Genomic DNA, 23,487 nt, shown 5'->3' with positions numbered 1-23,487 from the left:
CCCGTCGGAACCGATGATGTCAGCCCCCACCGATGAAGAACTGCGCGCCCTGGCCCATCAGGTCGGCGAACTCCTGCGGCAGGACCGCGATCACCTGGTCACGGCGGAAAGCTGCACGGGAGGCTGGATCGCCAAGTGCGTGACCGATATCGCGGGCTCGTCGGACTGGTTCGACTGCGGCCTGGCCGCCTACAGCTACGAAGCCAAGCAGGCCCTGCTGGGCGTGCGGCCGCAGACGCTTGAAACGCACGGCGCCGTCAGCCGGGAAACCGTCATCGAAATGGTCTCCGGTGCGCTGGTCAACTCGGGTGCCAGCGTCGCCGTCGCCGTGACCGGCATCGCCGGCCCCGGGGGTGGCAGCCCCGACAAGCCGGTCGGCACGGTATGGATAGGCTGGAAGCGGCGCGGGGGCTACGCGCGGGCGGAGGTCTTCCAGTTCGCAGGTGACCGTGAGGCGGTACGCCGGCAGACGGTGGCGACCGCACTTGCAGGCCTGGAGCGGCTGTAGCTGGGGTCCGGACGGAATCCGTTCCGCACGACCGGTTGCCAGATGGTCGGGTTAGTAGTATTACTACTAACCATGGACCTGACCGATACCCAGCACGCCATCCTCGCCCTGATCGCCGACCGGCTCGAAGCCGAAGGCATGCCACCGTCGCAGGCGGAAATCGCCAAGGCCTTCGGTTTCAAGGGAGTACGCGCCGCGCAGTACCACCTCGAGGCACTTGAGCAGGCGGGCGCCATCGAGCGGGTTCCCGGCCGGGCACGCGGGATCCGCCTGTTGAAGGTGCCGGCATCGGCGCAGCCCGACCTTGCGTTCCCGGCCGCCAACGACGACGGCCTCCGCGTGCCCGTGCTCGGGCAGGTGGCTGCCGGTGCTCCGATCGGGGCCGACGCGGGCCACCACGACTATGTGCTGCTGGACCGCGCCTTCTTCGCGCCTGCCCCGGACTACCTGCTGAAGGTCAAGGGAGATTCGATGCGCGACGAAGGTATCTTCGATGGTGACCTGATCGGCGTTCACCGCACACGGGACGCCCGTTCTGGCCAGATCGTGGTGGCGCGGGTCGACGACGCCATCACCGTCAAGCTGCTGAAGATCGGAAAAGACCGCATCCGCCTGCTCCCGCGCAATCCGGACTACGCCCCCATCGAAGTGCTGCCCGACCAGGACTTCGCCATCGAAGGGTTGTATTGCGGGCTGGTGAGGCCCAATCGGTGACGGGCATGTCCGATGCCGGCGAACGGCATTTCCCGATGCCCGGGCACGACATGCCCCGATGTCCGCAACCCGTGCCCCGACGTAATTTCACTCATGCCCGCTCCGTCGCAGCCTGTGCGATGGGCACCCACCACACTGATCGCACCTGACCACATTGACTAGGACCACGACGATGGACGAGAACAAGAAGCGCGCCCTTTCCGCTGCCCTGACCCAGATCGAGCGCCAGTTCGGCAAGGGTTCGGTGATGCGCATGGGCGACCGGGTGATCGAGCCCGTCGAGATCATTCCCACGGGTTCGCTGATGCTGGACATCGCCTTGGGCATCGGCGGATTGCCGCGCGGTCGTGTGGTGGAAATCTATGGTCCGGAGTCCTCCGGCAAGACCACGCTGACGCTGCAGGCGATCGCACAGTGCCAGAAACAGGGTGGCACCGCGGCCTTCATCGATGCCGAGCACGCGCTCGACCCGATCTACGCCGCCAAGCTGGGCGTGAATGTCGACGATCTGCTGCTGTCGCAGCCGGATACCGGCGAACAGGCGCTCGAGATCGCCGACATGCTGGTCCGCTCGGGCTCCATCGACATCGTGGTCATCGACTCCGTCGCGGCCCTGACTCCGAAGGCCGAAATCGAGGGCGAGATGGGCGACCAGCTGCCCGGCCTGCAGGCACGCCTGATGAGCCAGGCGCTGCGCAAGCTCACCGGCAATATCAAGCGCTCCAACACCACGGTCATTTTCATCAACCAGTTGCGCATGAAGATCGGCGTGATGATGCCCGGCCAGAGCCCGGAAACCACGACCGGTGGCAACGCGCTGAAGTTCTATGCCTCGGTCCGCCTCGACATCCGTCGCATCGGCGCCATCAAGAAAGGCGACGAGATCATCGGCAACCAGACCAAGATCAAGGTGGTCAAGAACAAGCTGGCACCTCCGTTCAAGCAGGTCGTCACCGAGATCCTGTATGGCGAGGGCATCAGTCGCGAGGGCGAACTGATCGACATGGGTGTCGAGGCCAAGCTGGTCGAGAAGGCGGGTGCCTGGTACAGCTACGGCAGCGAGCGCATCGGGCAGGGCAAGGACAATTCCCGCACCTTCCTGCGCGAGAATCCGGCCATCGCCGCCAAGCTCGAGTCGGAGCTGCGCGAGAAGTTCCAGCCCGCCGAAGCGCAGCGCGATGAGAGCGCCGACGACGGCGAGTAAGCGCAAGGCGGCAGGTGATGAGCGAACAGGATGAGCCAGCCGGCGGCGGCAAGCGGGGGCGTCGCCCGTCGTCCCTGCAGACGCCACTGCAGCGGGCCCTCGGCCTGCTGACCCGGCGCGAGCACTCCCGGCGGGAACTGTCCCGCAAGCTGGCATCCCGCGGTGTGGAAGCGGCCGATGTGCGATCGGCCGTGGACCGGTTGTCGGAGGAGGGGTGGCAGAGCGACACGCGCTTTGCCGAGGCCCTCGTCCGCAGTCGGGCCTCAGGGGGGTATGGTCCGCTGCGCATCCGGGCCGAGCTGTCCACCCACGGGCTGGATCGCGAGGCGGTTGCGGCGGCCATGGCCACCTTCGATGGCGACTGGACCGAAACGGCATGCGACCTCGTCCGCCGCCGTTTCGGTCCAGCCTGCCGGATCGATCCGGCGCAATCGCGAAAGATCGCGGATTTCCTGGTCCGGCGCGGCTTCGACGCCGCAGCGGTGCGCGCTGCCAGCCAGATGAAGCCGGAGGACTGGGGCGGGGCGGCCTGATAATCTAGCGCATTGGGTTGCTTCCCCCGGCCGCGTCCGCATGTTGTGGATGGTGCGTCGCAATGAGGCGCCTTCCAGCCAATGCCTGCCAGATGACCACTCCCAAGACCCTCAGCACCCGCCAGATCCGCCAGGATTTCCTCGATTTCTTCGCCGGCAAGGGCCACGCCATCGTGCCCTCCGCCTCGCTGGTGCCCGGCAACGATCCCACGCTGCTCTTCACCAACTCCGGCATGGTCCAGTTCAAGGACGTGTTTCTGGGCGCCGAGAAGCGCAGCTACGTGCGCGCGGCCGACGTGCAGCGCTGCCTGCGCGCGGGAGGCAAGCACAACGACCTTGATTCGGTCGGCTACACCGCACGGCACCACACCTTCTTCGAGATGCTGGGCAACTGGTCCTTCGGCGACTATTTCAAGAAGGAAGCCATCGCCTGGTCGTGGGAACTGCTGACGGAGGTGTGGGGGCTGGCACCGGAGCGGTTGCTGGTCACGGTTTACCACACCGACGACGAGTCCTACGACCTGTGGAACAAGATGATCGGCCTGCCGGCCGAGCGCATCGTCCGCATCGGCGACAACAAGGGCGCGCCGTACGCATCGGACAATTTCTGGCAGATGGCCGATACCGGCCCCTGCGGCCCATGCACGGAGATCTTCTACGATCACGGCGAGCATATCGCCGGCGGTCCGCCGGGTTCGCCGGACGAGGACGGCGACCGCTACATCGAGATCTGGAACAACGTCTTCATGCAGTTCGATCGCCAGCCCGATGGCACGCTCGTGCCGCTGCCGGCGCCGTGCGTGGACACGGGCATGGGGCTGGAGCGGTTGGCGGCGGTACTCCAGCACGTCCACACGAATTACGAGATCGACCTGTTCCAGGGCCTGATCCGCAAGGCGGCGGAGCTGACCGGCACGGCCGATCTGGAAAACAAGTCGCTGCGCGTCATCGCCGATCACATCCGCGCCTGCAGTTTCCTGATCGTCGACGGTGTGCTGCCGTCCAACGAAGGCCGGGGTTACGTGCTGCGCCGTATCATCCGCCGCGCGCTGCGCCACGGCTGGATGCTGGGCATGCGCCAGCCGTTCTTCCACAAGATGGTCGACACGCTTTCAGACCTGATGGGGGATGCCTATCCGGAACTCCCTGCCGCCCAGGCCCTGGTCGAGCGCGCACTCAAGGCTGAGGAGGAGCGGTTCGCCGAGACACTGGATTCCGGCATGCGCATTTTTGACGACGTCGCTGCGCGCGTCGCCGATGGCGTCATTCCCGGTGTCGATGCCTTCCGGCTGTACGACACCTATGGCTTCCCGGTCGACCTGACCGCCGACATCGCCCGCGAACGCGGGCTGACGGTCGACATGGCCGGGTTCGATACTGCAATGGCGCAGCAGCGCGAGACCGCGCGTGCCGCCGGCAAGTTCACATCAAACACTGGCTTGCCTGCCGACCTGGTGGCCCAGCTCTCGCCGACCGCGTTCCTTGGCTACGACCAGCTCGATGCGGGTGGCCTGCAGATCGTCGCGCTGCTGAAGGAGGGGCGTCCGGTGCCATCCGTGGCGGCGGGCGACGAGGCGGTCGTCATCTTGGATCGCACGCCCTTCTACGCGGAATCCGGCGGCCAGGTCGGTGATACGGGCGTGCTGGTCGAGCAGGGCGTGCGGTTCGAGGTCGGGGACACGCTGAAGTTCGCCGGCCAGTTCCATGGCCATGCCGGCCGCGTCGCCGAGGGCGTGTTGAAGCTGGGTGACCATGTCGTCGCTTCCGTGGATGCCGCGCGCCGCGCGAATACCATCCTGAACCACTCCGCCACACATCTGTTGCATGCGGCGCTGCGTGACGTGCTCGGCAACCATGTCCAGCAGAAGGGCTCGCTCGTCGCGCCCGACCGGCTGCGCTTCGACTTCTCCCATTTCCAGCCGATGACGCCGGCCGAACTGGCCGAGGTCGAGCGTCGCGTCAATGCGCAGATCCGCGCGAACAACGCGGCTGAAGTGCACAACATGGGCATGCAGGAGGCGCTGGATTTCGGCGCCATGGCGCTGTTCGGCGAGAAGTACGGCGAAAACGTCCGCGTCCTGAAGATGGGCGATTACTCCACGGAACTCTGTGGCGGCACGCATGTGGGGCGCACGGGCGACATCGGCCTGTTCAAGCTGATCGGCGAGAGCGGTGTGTCCGCCGGGGTCCGGCGCATCGAGGCCGTGACCGGGCAGGGCGCCCTGGACTATGTGGCCGACGAGGAGCGTCGCTTGTCCGAGGCTGCCAGTCTACTGGGCGGCAGTCCGGGCGAGATCGTCGAAAAGATCCGCTCCTTGGCAGACCGCCAGAAGAAGCTCGAGCGGGAGCTGGAATCCCTGAAGGCGAAGGCGGCCTCCAGTGCCACGTCCGATCTGGGCAGTGCCGCGGTGGACGTTGGCGGAATCCGTGTCCTCGCCTCCCGCCTGGAAGGCTTCGACGCCAAGGCCCTTCGGGACGCGGTCGACCGCCTGAAGCAGCAACTGGGGGATACCGTGATCGTGCTGGCCGGCGCATCGGACGGAAAGGCTGCCTTGGTGGCGGGCGTGAACGGCGCCGCAACCGGCAAGGTCAAGGCGGGGGAACTCCTCTCACATATCGCCAGTCAGATCGGTGGCAAGGGCGGTGGTCGCCCGGACCTCGCCCAGGGTGGTGGTGAGGACGGGCCCGCCCTTGCGACAGCCCTCCAGGCCATTCCGGAATGGGTCCGGCAGCGCCTCGGTTGACCCCTCTATTGGACCAGACGGCGCTTGCGGCCGCGTGCCTCCGGCCGCTAACATGCTTTAGGTTCATGAATGTACCAGGAAGCCGGCGGCCCTATTTCACGGTGCCGACGCGCCCCCGGCACTATCCTTTGCCGGATTACGGAGAAGAAACATGTTGATCTTGACCCGCCGTGTCGGCGAAACCCTGATGATCGGCGATTCGGTCACGGTGACCGTGCTCGGCGTCAAAGGCAACCAGGTGCGCATCGGCATCACTGCGCCCAAGGATGTGGCCGTGCACCGCGAAGAAATCTACCAGCGCATCCAGCGTGGCGAAGAAATCTCTTCGCATGCGGCGTCGGAGAACGTCACGTCCGATTGATTTTGTTTGCCGCCTGCGCGGTGAGCCGCTATCCTATGCGGCCGCTGCAGCTTGGCTGCAACGAGCGTCAAACCGGAGTGATGCCCGAGCGGCTGAAGGGGCTCCCCTGCTAAGGGAGTATAGGGTCAAAAGCCTTATCGAGGGTTCGAATCCCTCTCACTCCGCCAGTTCCGCGGTTGCCCGTGCTTGTCGGGTGACGCGCCGGAAAGATGGCGAGAGCGGGCACTCGAACGAGGCTCGCAGGATGTGTTCCGGTAGTGCTTTGCACGATGTCGTCGTGCAAAGAAGTGGTAGAAAAAAGATTGACGGGCGGAAAACGCTTCACGCATAATTCCGCTCCTCACGCGCCCGTAGCTCAGCTGGATAGAGTACCTGGCTACGAACCAGGCGGTCGGGAGTTCGAATCTCTCCGGGCGCGCCATTACGAACGCAAAGAGCCAGCGGCCATCCGCTGGCTCTTTGCGTTTCGGGGTTTCGCTGATCGTGCGTCATCGCGATCCGCGTGACCTGTTCGTGTCGTGACGTACGTGACGAAGATGGTTCGCTCACGTAGTGATTCCGACATCGGCATGTCTTTCGTATCCGCGCATCCCCCGGGGCTTTCACCGGATCGCTACCCGTCCGCGGACGCGATGGCATCCGTGTTTCCGCAGTGCCTGAACGGCATCGCATTGAAGCCTGCGCTGGAACGACACGTACTGATAGCCGCCTTCGCGCTGCAGGACTGGCGCGCATGGGAGACGCAGGCGCTGGCGATCATCGATCCGCGCGAGCGCGGGCGTGCGGAGCGGCAGCGGCAGCCACGGCATCGCACAGACCTTGCGCTGGCTTACGCGTTGCATCGCCTGGTGCTGGCGCATGCTCTGGGTGTCCCGGCGGCGCAGGTGCGGCTGGCGCGGGATGCCCGCGGTCGACCCCTGCTCGAGGGCAGGCTGGAACAGACGAGTCTCAGCCACGCCGAAGGTGTGGTGGCCGTTGCAGTGAGCATGTCCGGCGACGTCGGGGTGGACATCGAACCGGTGAGTCGCGCGCAGGTCATGCCGGAGATCGCCGGACGCATCTGCCACGCTGCCGAGTCGGCACGCATTGCGCAGGTTCCCGACGCCGATCGCGCGGCGGCGCTGCTCGATCTTTGGGTTCGCAAGGAGGCCTTCCTGAAAGCGGCCGGCGTCGGGCTGGAACGCGAGATGGATACGTTCTCCCTGCCTGTAGAAGGCGTCGTGGCGCTGCATCCGGACGGCACGGCAACGGTGGAGATCGAGCGGCTGGATCTGGGGCCTGATGTCGTCTGCGCCGTGGCGCGGCCGCCGGGTGCCGGCTGTATCGCCGGCTGGCTGCGGCCGATGCGAAGGGACGAAGTCCGCTAGGGCCGTCGTGCGGCGGGCAGGCGTGTGTCCGGATCTCTCACTTTTTGCGTTTTTCGAAAGTGAGGGGCATCAGGGCCGGGTCCTTCTCACGCGGCGGCGTCGCGCGAGGCGGTAGTTCCGGGCCCGGCGATCAGGCATCAGGGGGACGTAATGAAGTCGACGCATGCGAGCCAGAAGTCCAGGGCCATCCGGTTCCTGTGGCTGCTGGAGGTGGTGATCATCGTGCTGGCCGTGCTGGGCTCGGCCTGGCTGCGCTTCCTGAATGACCAGGAGACCCACCTGGAGTTCGTCGAACATGCGCCGGCACGCGCCTTGCTGGTGGCGCTGAGCCTGACCGGCGCCATGGCGGCGTTCGGCCTCTACCAGGTGCACATGCGCCACAGCCGCATGGACTTCTTCCTGCGCTTCCTGATGTCGTTCGTGCTCGGCGGCATCGCGCTGATCGTGCTGTATTACCTGGTGCCACAGGCGTACATCGGCCGCGGCGTGCTGGCGCTGTCGCTGGCGCTGTCGGCCGCAGGCATCGTGGCGGTGCGCATGCTGTCCGTGAGCCTGTTCCGCACGGATGTGCTGAAGCAGCGTCTGCTCGTGCTGGGCGCCGGCAACAACGCCGACCTCATCAACAGCCGCATGCGGCGCAAGGCGGACCGCCGCAGTTTCATCGTGGTCGGCTTCGTGCCCGTGGCCGGCCAGCCGGTGGTCGTGCGGGATGACCTGCTGGTGAAGCCCGAGGGCACGCTGGCGGACCTGGTGGAAGACCTGCAGATCGACGAGCTGGTGATCGCACCGGACGAGCGTCGCGGCGGCCTGCCGATGGAAGACATGCTTCAGTGCGTGCAGCACGGGGTGAACGTCATCGACCTGTCGACCTTCTTCGAACGCGAAGCGGGCATGGTGCAGCTGAACATCGTCGATCCGTCCTGGCTGGTTTTCTCCGGCGGCTTCGATTACTCCACGCCGAGGCGACTCAGCAAGCGGTTCTTCGACCTGCTCGCGGCAGGCGCGCTGTTGCTGCTCGCGTGGCCGCTGATGCTGCTGACCGCGCTGGCGGTATGGCTCGAATCCGGTGGCCCGATCCTCTACAGCCAGATCCGCGTCGGCGAGCGTGGCAACCACTTCAAGCTGACCAAGTTCCGCAGCATGCGGACGGATGCGGAAAAGGGCGGCGTCGCGGTGTGGGCGAGCAAGGACGACGATCGCACCACACGCGTGGGCCGCTTCATCCGCAAGACTCGCTTGGACGAACTGCCGCAGCTGTTCGCCGTGCTTCGCGGCGACATGAGCTTCGTCGGGCCGCGCCCCGAGCGCCCGCAGTTCGTCGACATGTTGAACGACGAAGTCCGCTACTACCGTGTCCGCCATTGCGTGAAGCCGGGCCTGACCGGTTGGGCGCAGCTGCGCTATCCGTACGGCGCGTCCGTGAAGGACGCCGAAGAGAAGCTGAAGTTCGATCTCTTCTACGTCAAGAACCATGGCCTGGTGTTCGACATGATGATCCTGCTGCAGACCGTCGAAGTCGTGCTGTTCGGGCGTGGCGCGCGCTGAGCGCGCCGGTCAGCGAAGGGCGGCCGACGCCGGAGGCGAAGAAAACACCAGGTAGGCGGCGATCGCCAGCAGCACCAGCAGGACGAGCCAGCTGCGCTGCGAGACATTGGCGAATCCCGGGGATTCGCCTGTGGCCGGCGCGACGTGCGGGCGCGGAGGACGCGTCAGGTGGGTGGTCCGCACGTTTACCCGCGGCGGAGGGCTGCCGGGAAGTCGGCCATGCGCGCGGAAGAACTGCATCGCCTGGCTGTAGCGCAACGTCAGGTCGGGCAACGACATTCCCGGCATGTCGGGTCGCACGGCCTGGTCGCCGTGCCGGTCGGGATGCAGCTCGGCGACGCGCCGCCGATAGGCGCGCTTGAAGTCGTCCAGGCTGCAGTCGGGCTGCACCCGCAGTTCGCTGTACAACGAATGGAAATCGACTTCCATGGCGCGGGGATGAAAACGTTCACGTTGTGACCTGAATCTATCTTCCCATACGTTCTGGAGGAATGGGGAGGCGCGGACGGCCTCCATGGGGCACCGACGTGGACACTGCCAGCGACACTCTCGACGATCCTCGCCGCTCACCGGCGGCGAGCCAGGCCTTGCCCTGGCGCAGCGCGCCGCATGCCGGCATCACGTCGGCGCGCATGCCGCAACCGGCGGAACTCGCGCAGCTCGCGAGCGAGATCGGCGTGGAAACGCATGCAGTCGCGGCAGTGGCCTGGGCCACGCTGCTCGCACGGATGACCGTCGAGCCTATGGCATGCGTGTCGCTGGCCTGGTCGCGAGACGGGACGAAGCCCGCGCTCGCATGGACGCTGGCGTTGGACGGCGAGCAAGTCGCCAGCGCGACCGGCCGGCTTGTGGCGGCGCTCGATGCGTCAGCCGCCCCGGCGCCGGACGCAACGGCCGCCTTCGCCAGCGACGCGGCACCGTGGGCGGGTTATGTACGCGAAGCGGCCGACCCGCCGGCATGTCCGCTGGTGCTGCAGCTGATCGGCGGCGACGTGGTGCTGCACGACCACGACGGTGGCTATACGGACGCGCAGTTGCGCCAATGGCTGTCGTATTGGGCGTGCCTGCTGGCATCGCTCGCCGCAGCGCCGGATACGCTCCTGTCGGAGGCCGCGATCGTGCCTGCGGACGCGGCAGGCGATCTGCTCGCGTTCGGCAACGACACGGCCCACCCGTTCCCCCGGGTAGCCGGTGTACATCGCCTGTTCGAGGCGCGGGTGGCGGAGACCCCGGACGCCGTGGCCCTCGTGCAGGGCGATGCGCGCCTGACCTACGCCGAACTCAATGCGCGCGCCAACCGGCTGGCCCGGATGCTGAAGCACCACGGCGTGGGACGGGATGAGCGCGTGGCGATCTACGTCGATCGCGGCATCGAGGTGGCGCTCGGCCTGCTGGCCGTACTCAAGGCGGGCGGTGCCTACGTGCCGCTGGATCCCACGTATCCCGCCGACCGCCTGGCCTATACGGTGGCCGACAGCGCGCCGCGCGTGCTGCTGACGATGCCGGGCATGGAGCGCGAGGCGCGTGACGTGCTGGGCGAACTTCCCGAACACCTGGTCGTCATCGACATGCAGCACGCCGATGCGGCTGCCACGTCGATGGCATCGCACGATCTGGCCGACGACGAGGCCGGCGTGGGCCCCGAAGATCTGGCCTACGTGCTGTATACCTCCGGTTCCACCGGCAAGCCCAAGGGCGTGGCGATGCCGCACGGGCCGCTGGTCAACCTGATCCAGTGGCAGATGCGCGAGCCCGGCAATGACGCGCCGCTGCGTACCCTGCAGTTCGCAGCGCTGGGTTTCGATGTCGCGTTCCAGGAAGTCTTCGCCACCCTGGCGACCGGCGGGACGCTCCATACGATCGACCAGGAAACGCGCATGAGCGCGGGCAAGCTGTTCGAGACCATCGTCGAACAGCGCATCGAGCGCATGTTCCTGCCGTACTTCGCGCTGCAGATGCTGGCCGAGGGCCTGGAGGGCCACCTTGCCTCGCTGCCCGAGGGCCAGCGCATCGCGTGTGCGCTGCGCGAAGTGATCACCGCCGGTGAGCAACTGCGCATCGAACCGAAGATCGTGCGTTTCTTCGAACAGCTGCCGGGCTGCCGCCTGCACAACCACTACGGTCCCACCGAAACCCATGTGGTCACCGCGCTGACGTTGCCGGAAGATCCGCATGCCTGGCCGCGCCTGCCCACCATCGGCAGGCCCATCGCCAATGCGCGCATCTACGTGCTCGACGCGCAGGGCCGTCCGTTGCCCCTCGGTGTGGTCGGCGAGCTCTACCTGGCAGGTCCGGTGGTCGCGCGCGGCTACCTGCATCGCGATGACCTGACGGCCGAACGTTTCCTGCCCGATCCGTTCGTCGACTGCGCCGGCGCGCGCATGTATCGCACCGGCGACATCGGTCGCTGGCTGCCGGACGGGACGGTCGAATACCTGGGGCGGCAGGACTTCCAGGTGAAGATCCGCGGTTTCCGCGTGGAGCTCGGCGAGATCGAGGCGCAGGTGATGGCGTTCCCCGGCGTGCGCGAAGCGGGTGTGCTGGCGCGCGAGGACGTGCCCGGCCTCAAGCGCCTGGTGGCCTACCTAGCGCCCCGGGACCGGGATGCGCCCGTCGACCTGGAGCGCCTGCGGCAGCATCTGGTGGAGGCAATACCTGACTACATGGTGCCGGTGGCGTATGTGCAGATGGACGCGCTGCCGCTGTCGCCGAACGGCAAGCTGGACCGGCACAAGCTGCCGCGCCCCGGTCGTGGACGTCCCGAATGGGCCGGGGCGTACAGCGCGCCACGCGATGCGACCGAAGCGGCGCTGTGCCGCATCTTCGCCGATGTGCTCGACCTGGAAGACCTGGGGCGCGACGACAACTTCTTCGACCTCGGGGGTACGTCGCTGCTGGCGATCCGTGTACTCGAAGCGGCGCGCCGCGAGCGCGTGGGTGATGTGCCCGCCATGGCGCTGTTCCGCGCGCCGACGCCGGCGCAACTCGCCGCCGCGATGGCGGATGGCCAGCGCCAGCCGCTGGACGCCGCGCGCATGTCTGCCCGGCGCGACCTGCACGCCCACGAGCCGATCGCCATCGTGGCGATGGCCGGTCGCTTCCCGGGCGCCTCGACCGTCGAAGCGTTCTGGGACAACCTGTGCGCCGGTCGCGACAGCGTCAGCCGCTTCGCCGCCGATGAGCTGGATGCCGGGATTCCCGATGCGCAGCGTGCCGACCCGGCGTACGTACCGGCGCGGGGCGTGTTCGACGACGTCGACAAGTTCGACGCCGCCTTCTTCGGCATCTCGCCGAAGGAAGCGGAACTGATGGATCCGCAGCAGCGGATCTTTCTGGAGCTGTGCTGGGAATGCATCGAGCGCGCCGGCCACGTGCCGGATGCGACGACGGAGCCGGTCGGCGTGTTCGCCGGCATGTACAACGCCAGCTATTACCAGCGCAACGTGCTGGCGCATCCCGACCTGGTCGACAAGCTCGGCGCGTTCCAGGTGATGCTCGGCAACGAGAAGGACTACATCGCCACGCGCGTCGCGCACAAGCTGAACCTCACCGGCCCGGCCGTCAGCGTGCACACCGCGTGCTCCACCTCGCTGGTCGCCATCAGCCAGGCGATCGACAGCCTGCGTGCGGGGCGTTGCAGCATGGCGTTGGCAGGCGGCATCGCGGTGACCTGCCCGGTGCGCAGCGGACACGTGTACCAGGAAGGCGGCATGCTCTCCGCCGACGGTCATACGCGCAGCTTCGATGCCGATGCCAGCGGCACGGTGTTCAGCGACGGGGCGGCCGTCGTCCTGCTCAAGCGCCTCTCCGATGCCATCGCCGATGGCAACCCGATCCATGCCGTGGTGCGTGGCGCGGCGGTCAACAACGACGGCGGCCAGAAAGCCAGCTTCACCGCGCCGAGCAGCGAAGGGCAGGCCGCGGTGATCGCCATGGCGCACGCCGATGCAGGCGTGGAGGCGCGCAGCATCGGGTACGTGGAGGCCCACGGTACCGCCACTCCGATGGGCGACCCCATCGAAATCGAAGGGCTGACGCGCGCGTTCCGCCAGAGTACCGACGACACGGACTTCTGTGTGGTCGGCTCGGTGAAGAGCAACGTCGGCCACCTGCTGATGGCGGCCGGTGCCGCCGGCGTCATCAAGACGGCCTATGCGCTGCGCGAGCGTTGCCTGCCGCCGACCGCGCACTTCCGCCATGCCAACCCGGTGATCGACTTCACGCGCACGCCATTCCGCGTGAGCGGCGAGCTGGCGCCCTGGAATGCGCTCGAGGGCCAACCGCGGCGCGCGGGGGTCAGCTCCTTCGGCGTGGGCGGCACCAATGCGCACGTGGTGATGGAGGAAGCGCCCGCGGTTGCGCCATCCGACCCCGGCGACGGCCCGCAGGTGCTCACGCTGTCGGCGCGCACGCCCGTCGCCCTGGGCGAGGCGGTCGCCCGGCTCGCGGATCACCTGGAACGCGGACCCGCTCTCAACGTCGCTGACGTGGCATGGACACTCGCCGTGGGTCGCAAGGCGTTCCCGCATCGCATCGCCGTGGCGGCGGCGAGTGCGGCAGACGCGGTCGCGCTGCTGCGCAGCGCCGATGTGTCGGCCAATGCATCGAAGTCGCGGCCTGTCCAGGCGGCGGATGTCGTCTTCATGTTCCCCGGGCAGGGCTGCCAGTACGCCGGCATGGGAAGGGCGCTTTACGCCGCCGAACCGGCCTTCCGCGCCGCGTTCGACGACTGCGCGCAGGTGCTCGATGTCGAACTGGGCCAAGACCTGCGCGCGCTGGTGTTCGGAGACGATGCCGACGCTTTGCTGCCCACCGCCATCATGCAGCCCGCGATCTTCAGCATCGAATACGCACTGGCGCGCTGGTGGATGTCGCATGGCGTAGTGCCCACGGCCATGGTCGGCCACAGCGTCGGCGAATTCGTCGCCGCGACACTGGCGGGCGTGTTCTCGCTGCCGGATGCGTTGCGGCTGGTCGCGCGCCGCGGCCGCCTGATGCAGGCGCAGCCCGCGGGCGCGATGCTGTCCGTGCGCCTGCCGCTCGATGCGCTGCAGGCGCGCCTGCCAGATGCGCTGTCGCTGGCGGCGGAGAATGCACCGGGCGCCTGCGTGGTGGCGGGGCCGCACGAGGCGATCGCCGCCTTCCAGCAGCAGCTGGAGGGGGAGGGCGTGGCCTGCCGCGCGCTGAAGACATCCCACGCGTTCCACTCCGCGATGATGGACGCCGTGGTGCCGGCATTCCGCGCGGAAGTGGAGGCGCTGGTGCGCCACGCGCCGTCGCTGCCCATCCTGTCGACCGCAAGCGGCGAATGGCTGGCGGACGCGCAGGCGGTGTCGCCGGAATACTGGGCACGCCATCTGCGCGAGCCCGTGCGCTTCTCCTCTGCCGTCGCCCACGTCCTGGAGCGTCCTGGTCGCGTGCTGCTGGAGATCGGCCCGCGCAACACCCTCGCCACGCTATCGCGCCAGCAACCCCTGCTGCAGAAGCACCGCATTGCCGCCGTTGCCTCGCTGGCGGACAACGTGGAGGGCGAACATGCGGCCTTGCTGAACGCCTTCGGGCAGCTGTGGTCGCAGGGCGTCGACGTGCATGCCGAGGCCCTGGATCGACGGGGCCGTCGCCTGCGTCTCTGCCTGCCGACCTATCCGTTCGAAAAAAAGCGTTATTGGGTAGAGGCCGCCCATGCGGTGCCCCGCAACGTCATTCCCCACCCCAGCCTGGCCGCGCGTGCGGCCCCGGAGTTCCTGATGTCCGTCGTGCCCGAAATCGCACCGCCCGCTGCCGATCGTCGCCCCCGCATTGCCGCGCAGTTGCGCGAGGTGTTCGAGGACGTGGCCGGTTTCGAGCTGTCCGACGCGGACGGCGATGCGAACTTCATCGAGCTGGGCCTGGACAGCCTGATGCTGACCCAGGTCGCGCTGCAGTTGCAGAAGACCTTCCCGGTGCGCATCACCTTCCGCCAGTTGATGGGCGAATACGCCAGTCTCGATCGCCTGACCCAGGGCTTGGATGCGCAATTGCCGCCCGAAACCGCTCCGGCCCCGGCGGCCCCCGTCGTCCAGAGCGCAGCGCCCGCGGTGCTCGCGGCACCGTCGGCCCTCGCGATGCCGGCGACATTGGCGCCCGCACCGGCGCCCATGACGGTCGCGCCGATGCGGGCACTGGCAGGCGGGGATGCGCTGAGCCAGCTGATCGCCCAGCAGATGCAATTGATGTCCCAGCAGTTGGCCCTGCTTGCGGGCACCGCACCCGTCGCGCCTGCCGCCGTGGCGCCCACGCCCGCGCCGCCCATGGAGGCCGCGCCGGTCTCCGTGCCGCCGTCCGCACCGGTTGCCGCGCCCGCACCCGCGGGCACGGCCGTCGCCGCCGACGAGGAGGCGGCGCTCGCCCATACGCGCTACGACGTCAAGAAGGCCTTCGGCGCGATCGCCCGCATCGACGCGCACAACGGTACCGAACTCAACCCGCACCAGCGCGAACGCCTCGATGGTTTCATCCGTCGGTACACGGCACGCACGCCCAACTCCAAGGCCTACACGCAGCAGCATCGCGGCCACATGGCCGATCCGCGCGTGGTGACCGGCTTCCGGCCGCTCACCAAGGAGATCGTGTACCAGATCGTCGTGCAGCGCTCGAAGGGATCCCACGTGTGGGACATCGACGGGCATGAATACGTCGACGCCCTGAATGGCTTCGGCACCAGCCTCTTCGGCTGGCAGCCGGACTTCGTGGTGGATGCGGTGAAGCAGCAGATCGAACAGGGCTACGAGATCGGCCCGATGCATCCGCTGGCCGGCGAAGTGTCGCAGCTGGTGTGCGAACTGACCGGCCACGATCGCGCCGCGCTGTGCAACACCGGCTCCGAGGCGGTGCTCGGCGCGATGCGCATCGCGCGGACCGCGACCGGCCGCGAGACCATCGTGGTGTTCTCCGGTTCCTACCACGGCATCAACGACGAAGTGATCGTGCGCGGCACCAAGAAGCTGCGCGCCGTGCCGGCCGCCCCCGGCATCCTGCGCAACACCGCGGAGAAGGTGCTGGTGCTCGATTACGGGACGCCGGAAACCCTGCAGATCATCCGCGAGCGCGCGCACGAGCTGGCGGCCGTGCTGGTGGAGCCGGTGCAGAGCCGCCGTCCCGACTTCCAGCCGGTCGAGTTCCTCAAGGACGTCCGCAAGATCACGGCAGAGGCCGGCGCGGTATTGATCTTCGACGAAGTGATCACCGGTTTCCGCTCGCATCCCGGCGGTGCGCAGGTGCTGTTCGGCATCAAGGCCGACCTGTGCACGTACGGCAAGGTGGTCGGTGGCGGTTATCCGATCGGTGTCATGGCCGGCAAGCGCGAGTACATGGATGCGCTGGATGGTGGCTACTGGCAGTACGGCGACGACTCCACGCCGCCGGCCGGCGTGACCTACTTCGCCGGCACCTTCGTGCGCCATCCGCTCACGCTCGCGGCGGCGAAGGCGTCGCTGCTGCACATGAAGGAACACGGCGCGGCCCTGCAGCAGCGCCTCAACGAGCGCACCGCGGCGATGGCGGCGGAACTGAATGCGTTCTCGGAGGGCGTCGGCGCGCCGGTGCGCATCAAGCACTTCGCATCGCTGTGGCGCACGCACTTCGACGAAGAGCATCCGTTGCAGGACCTGCTGTTCGCGATGATGCGCAGCCGTGGCATCCACATCCTCGACAATTTCCCGTGCTTCTTCACCACCGCCCACAGCGAGGCCGACTTCCAGGCCATCACGCAGGCGTGGAAGGAAGCAGTGCTTGAGCTGCAGGAAGCCGAACTGCTGCCGCGCCACGCGGCCACCTCGCGCACGGTCATGGACGCGGCTGATCCGGTTGCGCCCGGCGCCCGGCTGGGACGCGACCCCGACGGCCGCCCGGCGTGGTACGTGCCCAATCCCGATGCTCCCGGCCAGTATCTCCGGGTGACTGCGTGAGGGAGGCGAGGGTGCAACGCCAGGACGCGACCATCGCCGTCGACTACGACCCGTTCGCCGGTGGCGCGCTGGCGCGCGTGGTGCCGACCACGGAGCCGCAGCGCGAGCTGTGGCTGGCGTCGCAGCTCGGTGAAGACGCGTCCCTCGCCTACAACGAATCGGTATCGCTGCGATTGCGCGGTGCCCTGGACGCTGCGCGCCTGCAGCGTGCGCTGCAGGCCGTCGTTGCGCGTCACGACGCGCTGCGTGCCAGCTTCGGTCCGGACGGCGAGACCTTCTGCGTGCTGGAGCCCGCGCCGCTGCTGCTGCCGTTGACGGATCTTTCTCCGCTGCCTGCGGCCGAGCGCGAACAGCAACTTGCAGAGCGTCGCCGCACGGGCGTCGAAACCACGTTCGCCCTGGCGCAGGGCCGCCTGTTCCGCGCCGAACTGGTGCGGCTGTCCGCGCAGGACCACGTGCTGCTGATGCATGCGCACCACCTGGTCTGCGATGGTTGGTCGTGGTGGGTGATCGTGCGCGAACTGGGAGCCGCTTACGGGCAGGGCGAAGGCGCGCTGCCGGAGGCCGAGCACTATGCCGACTATGCGCTGGCGGAAGCGCGGCATCCGATGGGGCCGCAATACCGCGACGACGAGGCCTACTGGCTGTCGCAGTTCGCAGGCCTGTCGCCCGTGCTGGACCTGCCCACCGACCGGCCGCGCCCCGCGCGCCGCAGCTTCGCGTCGCTGCGCGAGGACCACGTGCTCGACGCCGACCTGGTGGCCGCCGTGCGCCGGCTCGGTGCACGACGCGGTGCCAGCCTGTTCGCGACCCTGCTGGGCGGTTTCGCCGCGCTGCTGTCGCGCATCGCGGGGCAGGAGCAGGTGGTGGTGGGTATTCCGGCGGCGGGACAGTCGGTGGATGGCCATGACCATCTCGTCGGGCACTGCGTCAACCTGCTGCCCTTGAAGTTCGACCTGCAGTCCAGCGACAGCTTCACCCAGGTCGTCGATGCCGCGCAGACCACGCTGCTGGATGCCATCGAGCACCAGCGCTACACCTTCGGCACGCTGCTGAAGAAGCTGCGCATCGCGCGCGACCCCGCACGCCTGCCGCTGGTCAGCGTGATGTTCAACATCGACCAGGCGCTGGACCAGGAGAAAAGCGGCTTCCCGGGCCTGGCGCTGGACTTCACCACCAATCCCCGCCACTACGAGAACTTCGAGCTGTCGATCAACGCCGTGCAGGTCGACGGCACCTTGCGGCTGGAAACGCAGTACAACACCGACCTGTTCCAGGCGGCCACGGTGCGCCGATGGTTGTCGGCCTTCGAGACGCTGCTGCGGGCGGCGTGCGAGGCACCGGGCGAACGGATCGCACGCTTGCCGCTGGTCGACGCGGCCATGCTGGCGGAACTGGTGGCCTTGCAGCCGGCGCCCGTGGCGTTCGATCGCCAGTGCCGCATGCACGAATTCTTCGAACGGCAGTGCGACCGCGCGCCGGATCGCAACGCGGTGCGCGCGGACGATGGCGCGCTGACGTACCGCCAGGTGGAGGTGCGCGCCAACCGCATTGCGCACCTGCTCCGCCGGCATGGCGTGCAGAAGGGCGCACTGGTCGGCCTGGCGCTGGACCGTGGCGCCGACATGCTGGCGGCCCTGCTGGGCATCCTCAAGGCCGGCGCCGGCTACGTGCCGCTGGACCCGCAGTTTCCCGCCGACCGGCTCGCGTACATGGCCGGCGATGCAGGCCTGGCGGCGCTGGTCACCCAGTCGCACCACGCGGCCCGCTTCGATCTTCGCGGGCGTCCGGTGCTGGCGCTCGACTCGCTGGCGACCGAACTCGCCACATTGCCGGCCGCGCGACTGGGACGCGATGGCGGCGCCGCGGATCCGGAAGGGCCGGCCTACGTCATCTACACCTCGGGCTCTACCGGCCGCCCGAAGGGCGTGCAGGTACCGCACCGCGCGGTGTCCAATTTCGTCACCGCCATGCAGGTCCAGCCCGGTCTGTCGGCCGAGGATCGCCTGGTCGCGGTGACCACGCTGTCCTTCGACATCGCCGTCCTCGAGCTGATGCTGCCGCTGAGCGTGGGCGCCGAGATCATCCTGGCCGGCAAGGACACGGTGATCGACGGCCTTGCGCTGTCCGCGCTGCTGGCCGCGACCGACGCCACCGCCATGCAGGCCACGCCGGCCAGCTGGCGCCTGCTGCTCGAAGCGGGGTGGGAAGGGCGTGCGGGCTTCAAGGCGATGTGCGGCGGCGAACCGCTGCCGCCGGACCTGGCGCAGGCACTGCTGCCGCGCTGCGGCGAGCTGTGGAATCTCTATGGCCCCACCGAGACGACGGTGTGGTCGACGGCCACGCGCGTGATGGCACCGGCGCAGCCGGGCATGCCCGACATCCATATCGGCCGTCCCATTGCCAACACGCAGGTCTGGATCCTCGACGACAACGGCCAGCCCTGTCCGCGGGGCGTGCCGGGCGAGATCTGCATCGGTGGCGAAGGCGTGACGCTGGGCTATCTCGGCCGGCCCGAGCTGACGGCGGACCGTTTCCTGCCGGATGCGTTCGCCACCACGGCCGCCGGCTTCGGTACCGGCATCGCATCGCCGACGTTGTACCGCACCGGCGACCGCGGCCGCTGGCGTCCGGACGGTGAGCTCGAACACCTGGGACGTCTCGACTTCCAGGTGAAGGTGCGGGGGTACCGCATCGAGCTGGGCGAAATCGAAAGCCAGTTGCTGACGCATCCGGCACTCGCGCGCGCGGTCGTGATGGCGCGCGAGGACCGGCCCGGTGATGTGCGGCTGGTGGCGTATGTCGTTCCCGCATCCTCGCCGGGCGTCGATGACGCCGCGCTGGTGCACCACCTGAAGCAGCACCTGCCCGACTACATGGTGCCGCAGCACATCCTGCGACTGCCGGCGATCCCGCTGTTGCCCAACGGGAAGGTGGATCGCAAGGCGCTGCCTGCGCCGGAGGCGTCGACCGTGGATGCGGCCGCCGCGACGCGCTCGTCGCCGGCGACCGCCCCGGCCGATGCGCTGCAGGCGCAGGTGGTGAAAGCGATGGAGGACGTCCTCGGGCGTCCGGGCCTGGGCATGGACGACGGCTTCTTCGAGGCGGGAGGTCATTCGTTGCTGGCCGCGCAACTGTGCACGCGCCTGGGTCGCGCGCTGGGGCTGCCCGTGCCGCTGCGACAGCTGTTCGACACGCCGACGGCGCGCGGTCTGTCCGAGGCGCTCCGTGCACGCATGGGCGGGCTGCCGCAGGACGCCGCGTCCGCCGCGCTGATCGTGCCGAAGCTCGCCGACCAGAGCACCGCGCCGATGACGCTGATGCAACAGCGCCTGTGGGTGCTGGAGCAGATCGAGCCGGGAACGGTCACCTACAACACGCCGTCGGCGCACCGGTTGCATGGCCCGATGGACCTGCAGGCGCTGGACCGCGCATTCCGCGAAATGGTGCGGCGCCAGGCCTCGCTGCGGACGCGCCTGGTGTCGCAGGGCGAGACGGCCGTGCAGGTCATCGACGATGCGCTCGATGTCCCGCTGTTGCCCGCCATCGACCTGACCCACCTGCCGGAACCGGAGCGCATGGCCACGCTGATGGCCGACCTGGAGGCCCGCACCGCGCAACCCTTCGTGCTGGACCAGGGCCCGTTGTTCCGCGTGGCGCTGTACACGCTGGCCGAAGACGACCACGTGCTCTACTTCATGACCCACCACGTGATCTGGGACGGGTGGTCGTTCGACATTTTCTACGCGGAGATGTCGGTGCTGTACGCGGCCTTCGCCCAGGGCCAGGCCTCGCCGCTGCCGGAGCTGGAGACGAGTTACGGTGACTTCGCCGCCTGGCATCGCCAGCAACTGGAAGGCGACGCGCTGCAGCGGCAGGTGACGTACTGGACCACGCACCTCGCGGGCAGCGGCGAACCGCTGCACCTGCCGGAAGACAAGCCGCGGCCGGCGCGCGCCAGCGGCATCGGCGGTACCGACTGGGTGCACGTGGACAGTGCCACCACGGATGCCCTGCGGCAGGTAGGCGGGCGCGTCGGCGCGACCTTGTTCATGACCCTGCTGGCCGCGTACTACGTGCTGCTGCACCGCCTGAGCGGACAGGACGACCTGGTCGTCGGCATGCCGTTCCGCAACCGTCCCAGCGATGCGCTGGAAAAGGTGATGGGCTTCTTCGTCAACGTGCTGCCGTTGCGCAGGCGGCTGGATCCGGCGATGCCGTTCCTGGCGTTGGTGGAAGAGGTCAAGGCCGGCTTGGTGGAAGCGCTCGACCATCCCGACGTCCCGTTCGAACACCTGATGCAGGCACTGAAGGTCGCGCGCGATCCCAGCCGCTCGCCGATCTACCAGGCGCTGTTCTCGTTCCAGGATGTGCGTGCGCGCAACCTGCAGTGGGGCGAACTGCGCCATGAACACCTGCTGATGTTCCAGAAGGGCATGGCGCACGACCTGGGCATCTGGTTCCTCGAGCATCCGACCGGCCTGTCGGGGGCACTGGGCTACAACGCGGACATCCTGACGCCGGAAGGCGCGCGCGCGATCGGCTACCGCTTCGGCACCCTGCTGGACGCGATCGCCCGCCAGCCCGAGTCGACCATCGGGTCGCTGCCGATCGTCGGCGCCGACGATGCCGCCAAGCTGGGCCAGTGGAACTCGACCGCCGTGGCCGTGCCTGCCGAACGCACGGCACATGCGCTGCTGCACGCGCAGGCCGTGCTGGCGCCCGACGCGGTCGCCGTGTCCTGCGACGGCAACGAGGTGGCCTATCGCGCCCTGCATGAACGCAGTGCCCGCATCGGCGACGAGCTCGTGCGTCGCGGCGTACAGGCCGGCGACCGGGTCGGCATCTGCCTCGACCGCCACGCGGATCTGGTGGCGGCGATGCTGGCGGTATGGCGGACCGGCGCTGCCTACGTGCCGCTCGATCCGGCCTACCCGCCGGACCGACTGCGCTTCATGGTCGACGACGCAGGCCTTCGCCTGGTGGTGAGCGAAGGTGATCTCGCGGCGCCGCTCGACCTGCCCATGGAGCGTCTGCTGCGGCTGGACGCCGATGCGCACGCGATCGCCGCCGCTCCGCGCGTGCCGGCCGTCCACGACGCCACCCTCGGCGGACAGGACGCGACGGCGTACGTCATCTACACCTCGGGTTCCACCGGCAAGCCGAAGGGCGTCTGCGTGCCGCACGGTGCGGTGGTGAACTTCCTCGCCAGCATGGCGCGCGAACCCGGCCTGTCCGCGAACGACAGGCTGGTCGCGGTGACGACGACCTCGTTCGACATCGCCGTGCTCGAGCTGTTCCTGCCCTTGGCGGTGGGGGGCCATGTGGTCGTCGCCAGCCGCGAGCAGGCCATCGATGGCGATGCGTTGGCCCGACTGCTGCGCACCGCGAAGGCGACGGTGATGCAGGCCACGCCCTCGACCTGGCGCATGTTGCGCGACGTGGGCTGGAAGGCGGACGGGCCGTTCAAGGCATTGTGCGGCGGCGAGCCGTTGCCGCCGGACCTGGCAGTGGACCTGCTGGGCTGCGGCGTGGACTTGTGGAACATGTATGGCCCGACCGAGACCACCGTCTGGTCGACCTGCACACGCATCCTGCCGGGCGAAGACGGGCGCAGCCCCGACATCCACATCGGGCGTCCCATCGCCAATACCACAGTGTGGGTCCTCGATGCGCGCGGTGCGCTGTGTCCGCCGGGCGTGTCGGGCGAGATCCACATCGGTGGCGCCGGCGTCACCCAAGGTTACCTGGACCGCCCCGAACTCACCGCCGACCGCTTCATCCCCGATCATCTGGTCTCGGGCGGCACCGCCTCGGGCGCGCGCCTCTACCGCACCGGTGACCGCGGGCGCTGGCGCACCGACGGCGTGCTCGAGCACCAAGGCCGGCTGGACTTCCAGGTGAAGGTGCGTGGCCATCGCATCGAACTGGGCGAGATCGAACACGTGCTGGCACGGCAGGCGGGCGTGCAGCGCGCCGTGGCGATCGTGCGCGAGGACACGCCGGGCGATGTGCGCCTGGTGGCGTATGTGGTGATGGACACCGACGGCGAGGCCGACGAGCAGCGTCTGCTGGCCGCATTGCGCGATGCGCTGCCGCGCTACATGGTGCCGCAGCACATCGTCAGGCTGCCGGCGGTGCCGCTGCTGCCGAACGGCAAGCTGGATCGAAGCCGCTTGCCAGTACCTTCGGCATCGGCCCCGGACCACGGCACCGCCGGGCCCGCGTACTTCGACGACCCGCGCCAGGCGTACCTGGCGCAGGTCTGGAGCGACATGCTGGGCGTGCCGGTCGAGGCGGGCGACAATTTCTTCGAGGTAGGCGGGCATTCGATGCTCGCCGTGCAGATGGCCAACCGGGTCGCGCGCGACACCGGCGTGCGCCTGCGGATCCTGGAGCTGGCCACGCAGACCCTTGCGCAGGCGGCGGAACAGCTGCCATCGTCGGCAGGCGATCGTATCGACGGCGCGGCCGAGGCGCCGCCTGTCGGTATGTTCCGCCGGATGGCGAACTGGTGGCGGCGTGGGAGTCGGTCCCGTGTCCGCTAGCGTGGCGGCGGGGACGC

Annotated in this window: 11 protein-coding genes and 2 tRNA genes; 12 read left to right on the top strand and 1 reads right to left on the bottom strand. The window is 68.4% G+C overall.

The window, feature by feature from the left end:
• Nucleotides 1-16: 16 nt before the first annotated feature.
• The 10 genes from ACSQ19_RS01240 to ACSQ19_RS01195 all read left to right on the top strand — a co-directional run bounded on the left by ACSQ19_RS01240 (nt 17) and on the right by ACSQ19_RS01195 (nt 8,976).
• Complete coding sequence (locus ACSQ19_RS01240) at nt 17-508, top strand: CinA family protein (protein WP_435999414.1); 492 nt, start codon at nt 17-19, stop codon at nt 506-508.
• Nucleotides 509-580: 72 nt separating this feature from the next.
• Nucleotides 581-1,222 (top strand): transcriptional repressor LexA, encoded by a 642-nt coding sequence (lexA, locus tag ACSQ19_RS01235; protein ID WP_296280647.1) that lies wholly within the window; start codon nt 581-583, stop codon nt 1,220-1,222.
• Nucleotides 1,223-1,394: 172 nt separating this feature from the next.
• A complete protein-coding gene (recA, locus tag ACSQ19_RS01230) occupies nt 1,395-2,426 on the top strand; it encodes a recombinase RecA (RefSeq protein ID WP_296280649.1) in 1,032 nt (343 codons plus the stop codon).
• 17 nt (nt 2,427-2,443) lie between these two features.
• A complete protein-coding gene (gene recX, locus ACSQ19_RS01225; RefSeq protein WP_435999411.1) occupies nt 2,444-2,959 on the top strand; it encodes a recombination regulator RecX in 516 nt (171 codons plus the stop codon).
• A 92-nt stretch (nt 2,960-3,051) separates the two neighbouring features.
• Nucleotides 3,052-5,703 carry an alanine--tRNA ligase gene (alaS, locus tag ACSQ19_RS01220; protein ID WP_435999409.1) on the top strand — a complete coding sequence of 884 codons (2,652 nt, stop codon included), beginning with the start codon at nt 3,052-3,054 and terminating at the stop codon, nt 5,701-5,703.
• A gap of 151 nt (nt 5,704-5,854) precedes the next feature.
• Complete coding sequence (gene csrA / locus ACSQ19_RS01215; protein ID WP_296280654.1) at nt 5,855-6,064, top strand: carbon storage regulator CsrA; 210 nt, start codon at nt 5,855-5,857, stop codon at nt 6,062-6,064.
• A gap of 74 nt (nt 6,065-6,138) precedes the next feature.
• Nucleotides 6,139-6,231 (top strand) — tRNA-Ser (locus ACSQ19_RS01210).
• Nucleotides 6,232-6,408: 177 nt separating this feature from the next.
• Nucleotides 6,409-6,485: transfer RNA gene (locus ACSQ19_RS01205), tRNA-Arg, on the top strand.
• Between the two features lie 97 nt (nt 6,486-6,582).
• Nucleotides 6,583-7,431 (top strand): 4'-phosphopantetheinyl transferase family protein, encoded by an 849-nt coding sequence (locus ACSQ19_RS01200; RefSeq protein ID WP_435999407.1) that lies wholly within the window; start codon nt 6,583-6,585, stop codon nt 7,429-7,431.
• Nucleotides 7,432-7,581: 150 nt separating this feature from the next.
• Nucleotides 7,582-8,976, top strand: a complete 1,395-nt coding sequence (locus tag ACSQ19_RS01195) for a TIGR03013 family XrtA/PEP-CTERM system glycosyltransferase (RefSeq protein WP_296280657.1) — start codon at nt 7,582-7,584, stop codon at nt 8,974-8,976.
• Between the two features lie 9 nt (nt 8,977-8,985).
• Here ACSQ19_RS01195 and ACSQ19_RS01190 read toward each other — a convergent pair whose 3' ends face one another.
• A complete protein-coding gene (locus ACSQ19_RS01190; RefSeq protein ID WP_296280659.1) occupies nt 8,986-9,405 on the bottom strand; it encodes a J domain-containing protein in 420 nt (139 codons plus the stop codon).
• Between the two features lie 98 nt (nt 9,406-9,503).
• Between ACSQ19_RS01190 and ACSQ19_RS01185 the strand changes: the two genes are divergently transcribed.
• Both ACSQ19_RS01185 and ACSQ19_RS01180 read left to right on the top strand, forming a co-directional pair.
• Nucleotides 9,504-16,922, top strand: coding sequence for an amino acid adenylation domain-containing protein (locus ACSQ19_RS01185; protein WP_435999404.1), 7,419 nt, complete (start codon nt 9,504-9,506; stop codon nt 16,920-16,922).
• Between the two features lie 11 nt (nt 16,923-16,933).
• Nucleotides 16,934-23,470, top strand: a complete 6,537-nt coding sequence (locus ACSQ19_RS01180; RefSeq protein ID WP_435999402.1) for an amino acid adenylation domain-containing protein — start codon at nt 16,934-16,936, stop codon at nt 23,468-23,470.
• The last annotated feature ends 17 nt before the right edge of the window (nt 23,471-23,487 follow it).

The organism is Pseudoxanthomonas sp. LjRoot127 (assembly GCF_964253495.1).
Taxonomy (GTDB): domain Bacteria; phylum Pseudomonadota; class Gammaproteobacteria; order Xanthomonadales; family Xanthomonadaceae; genus Pseudoxanthomonas_A.
This window is presented reverse-complemented; position numbering and strand designations above follow the sequence as displayed.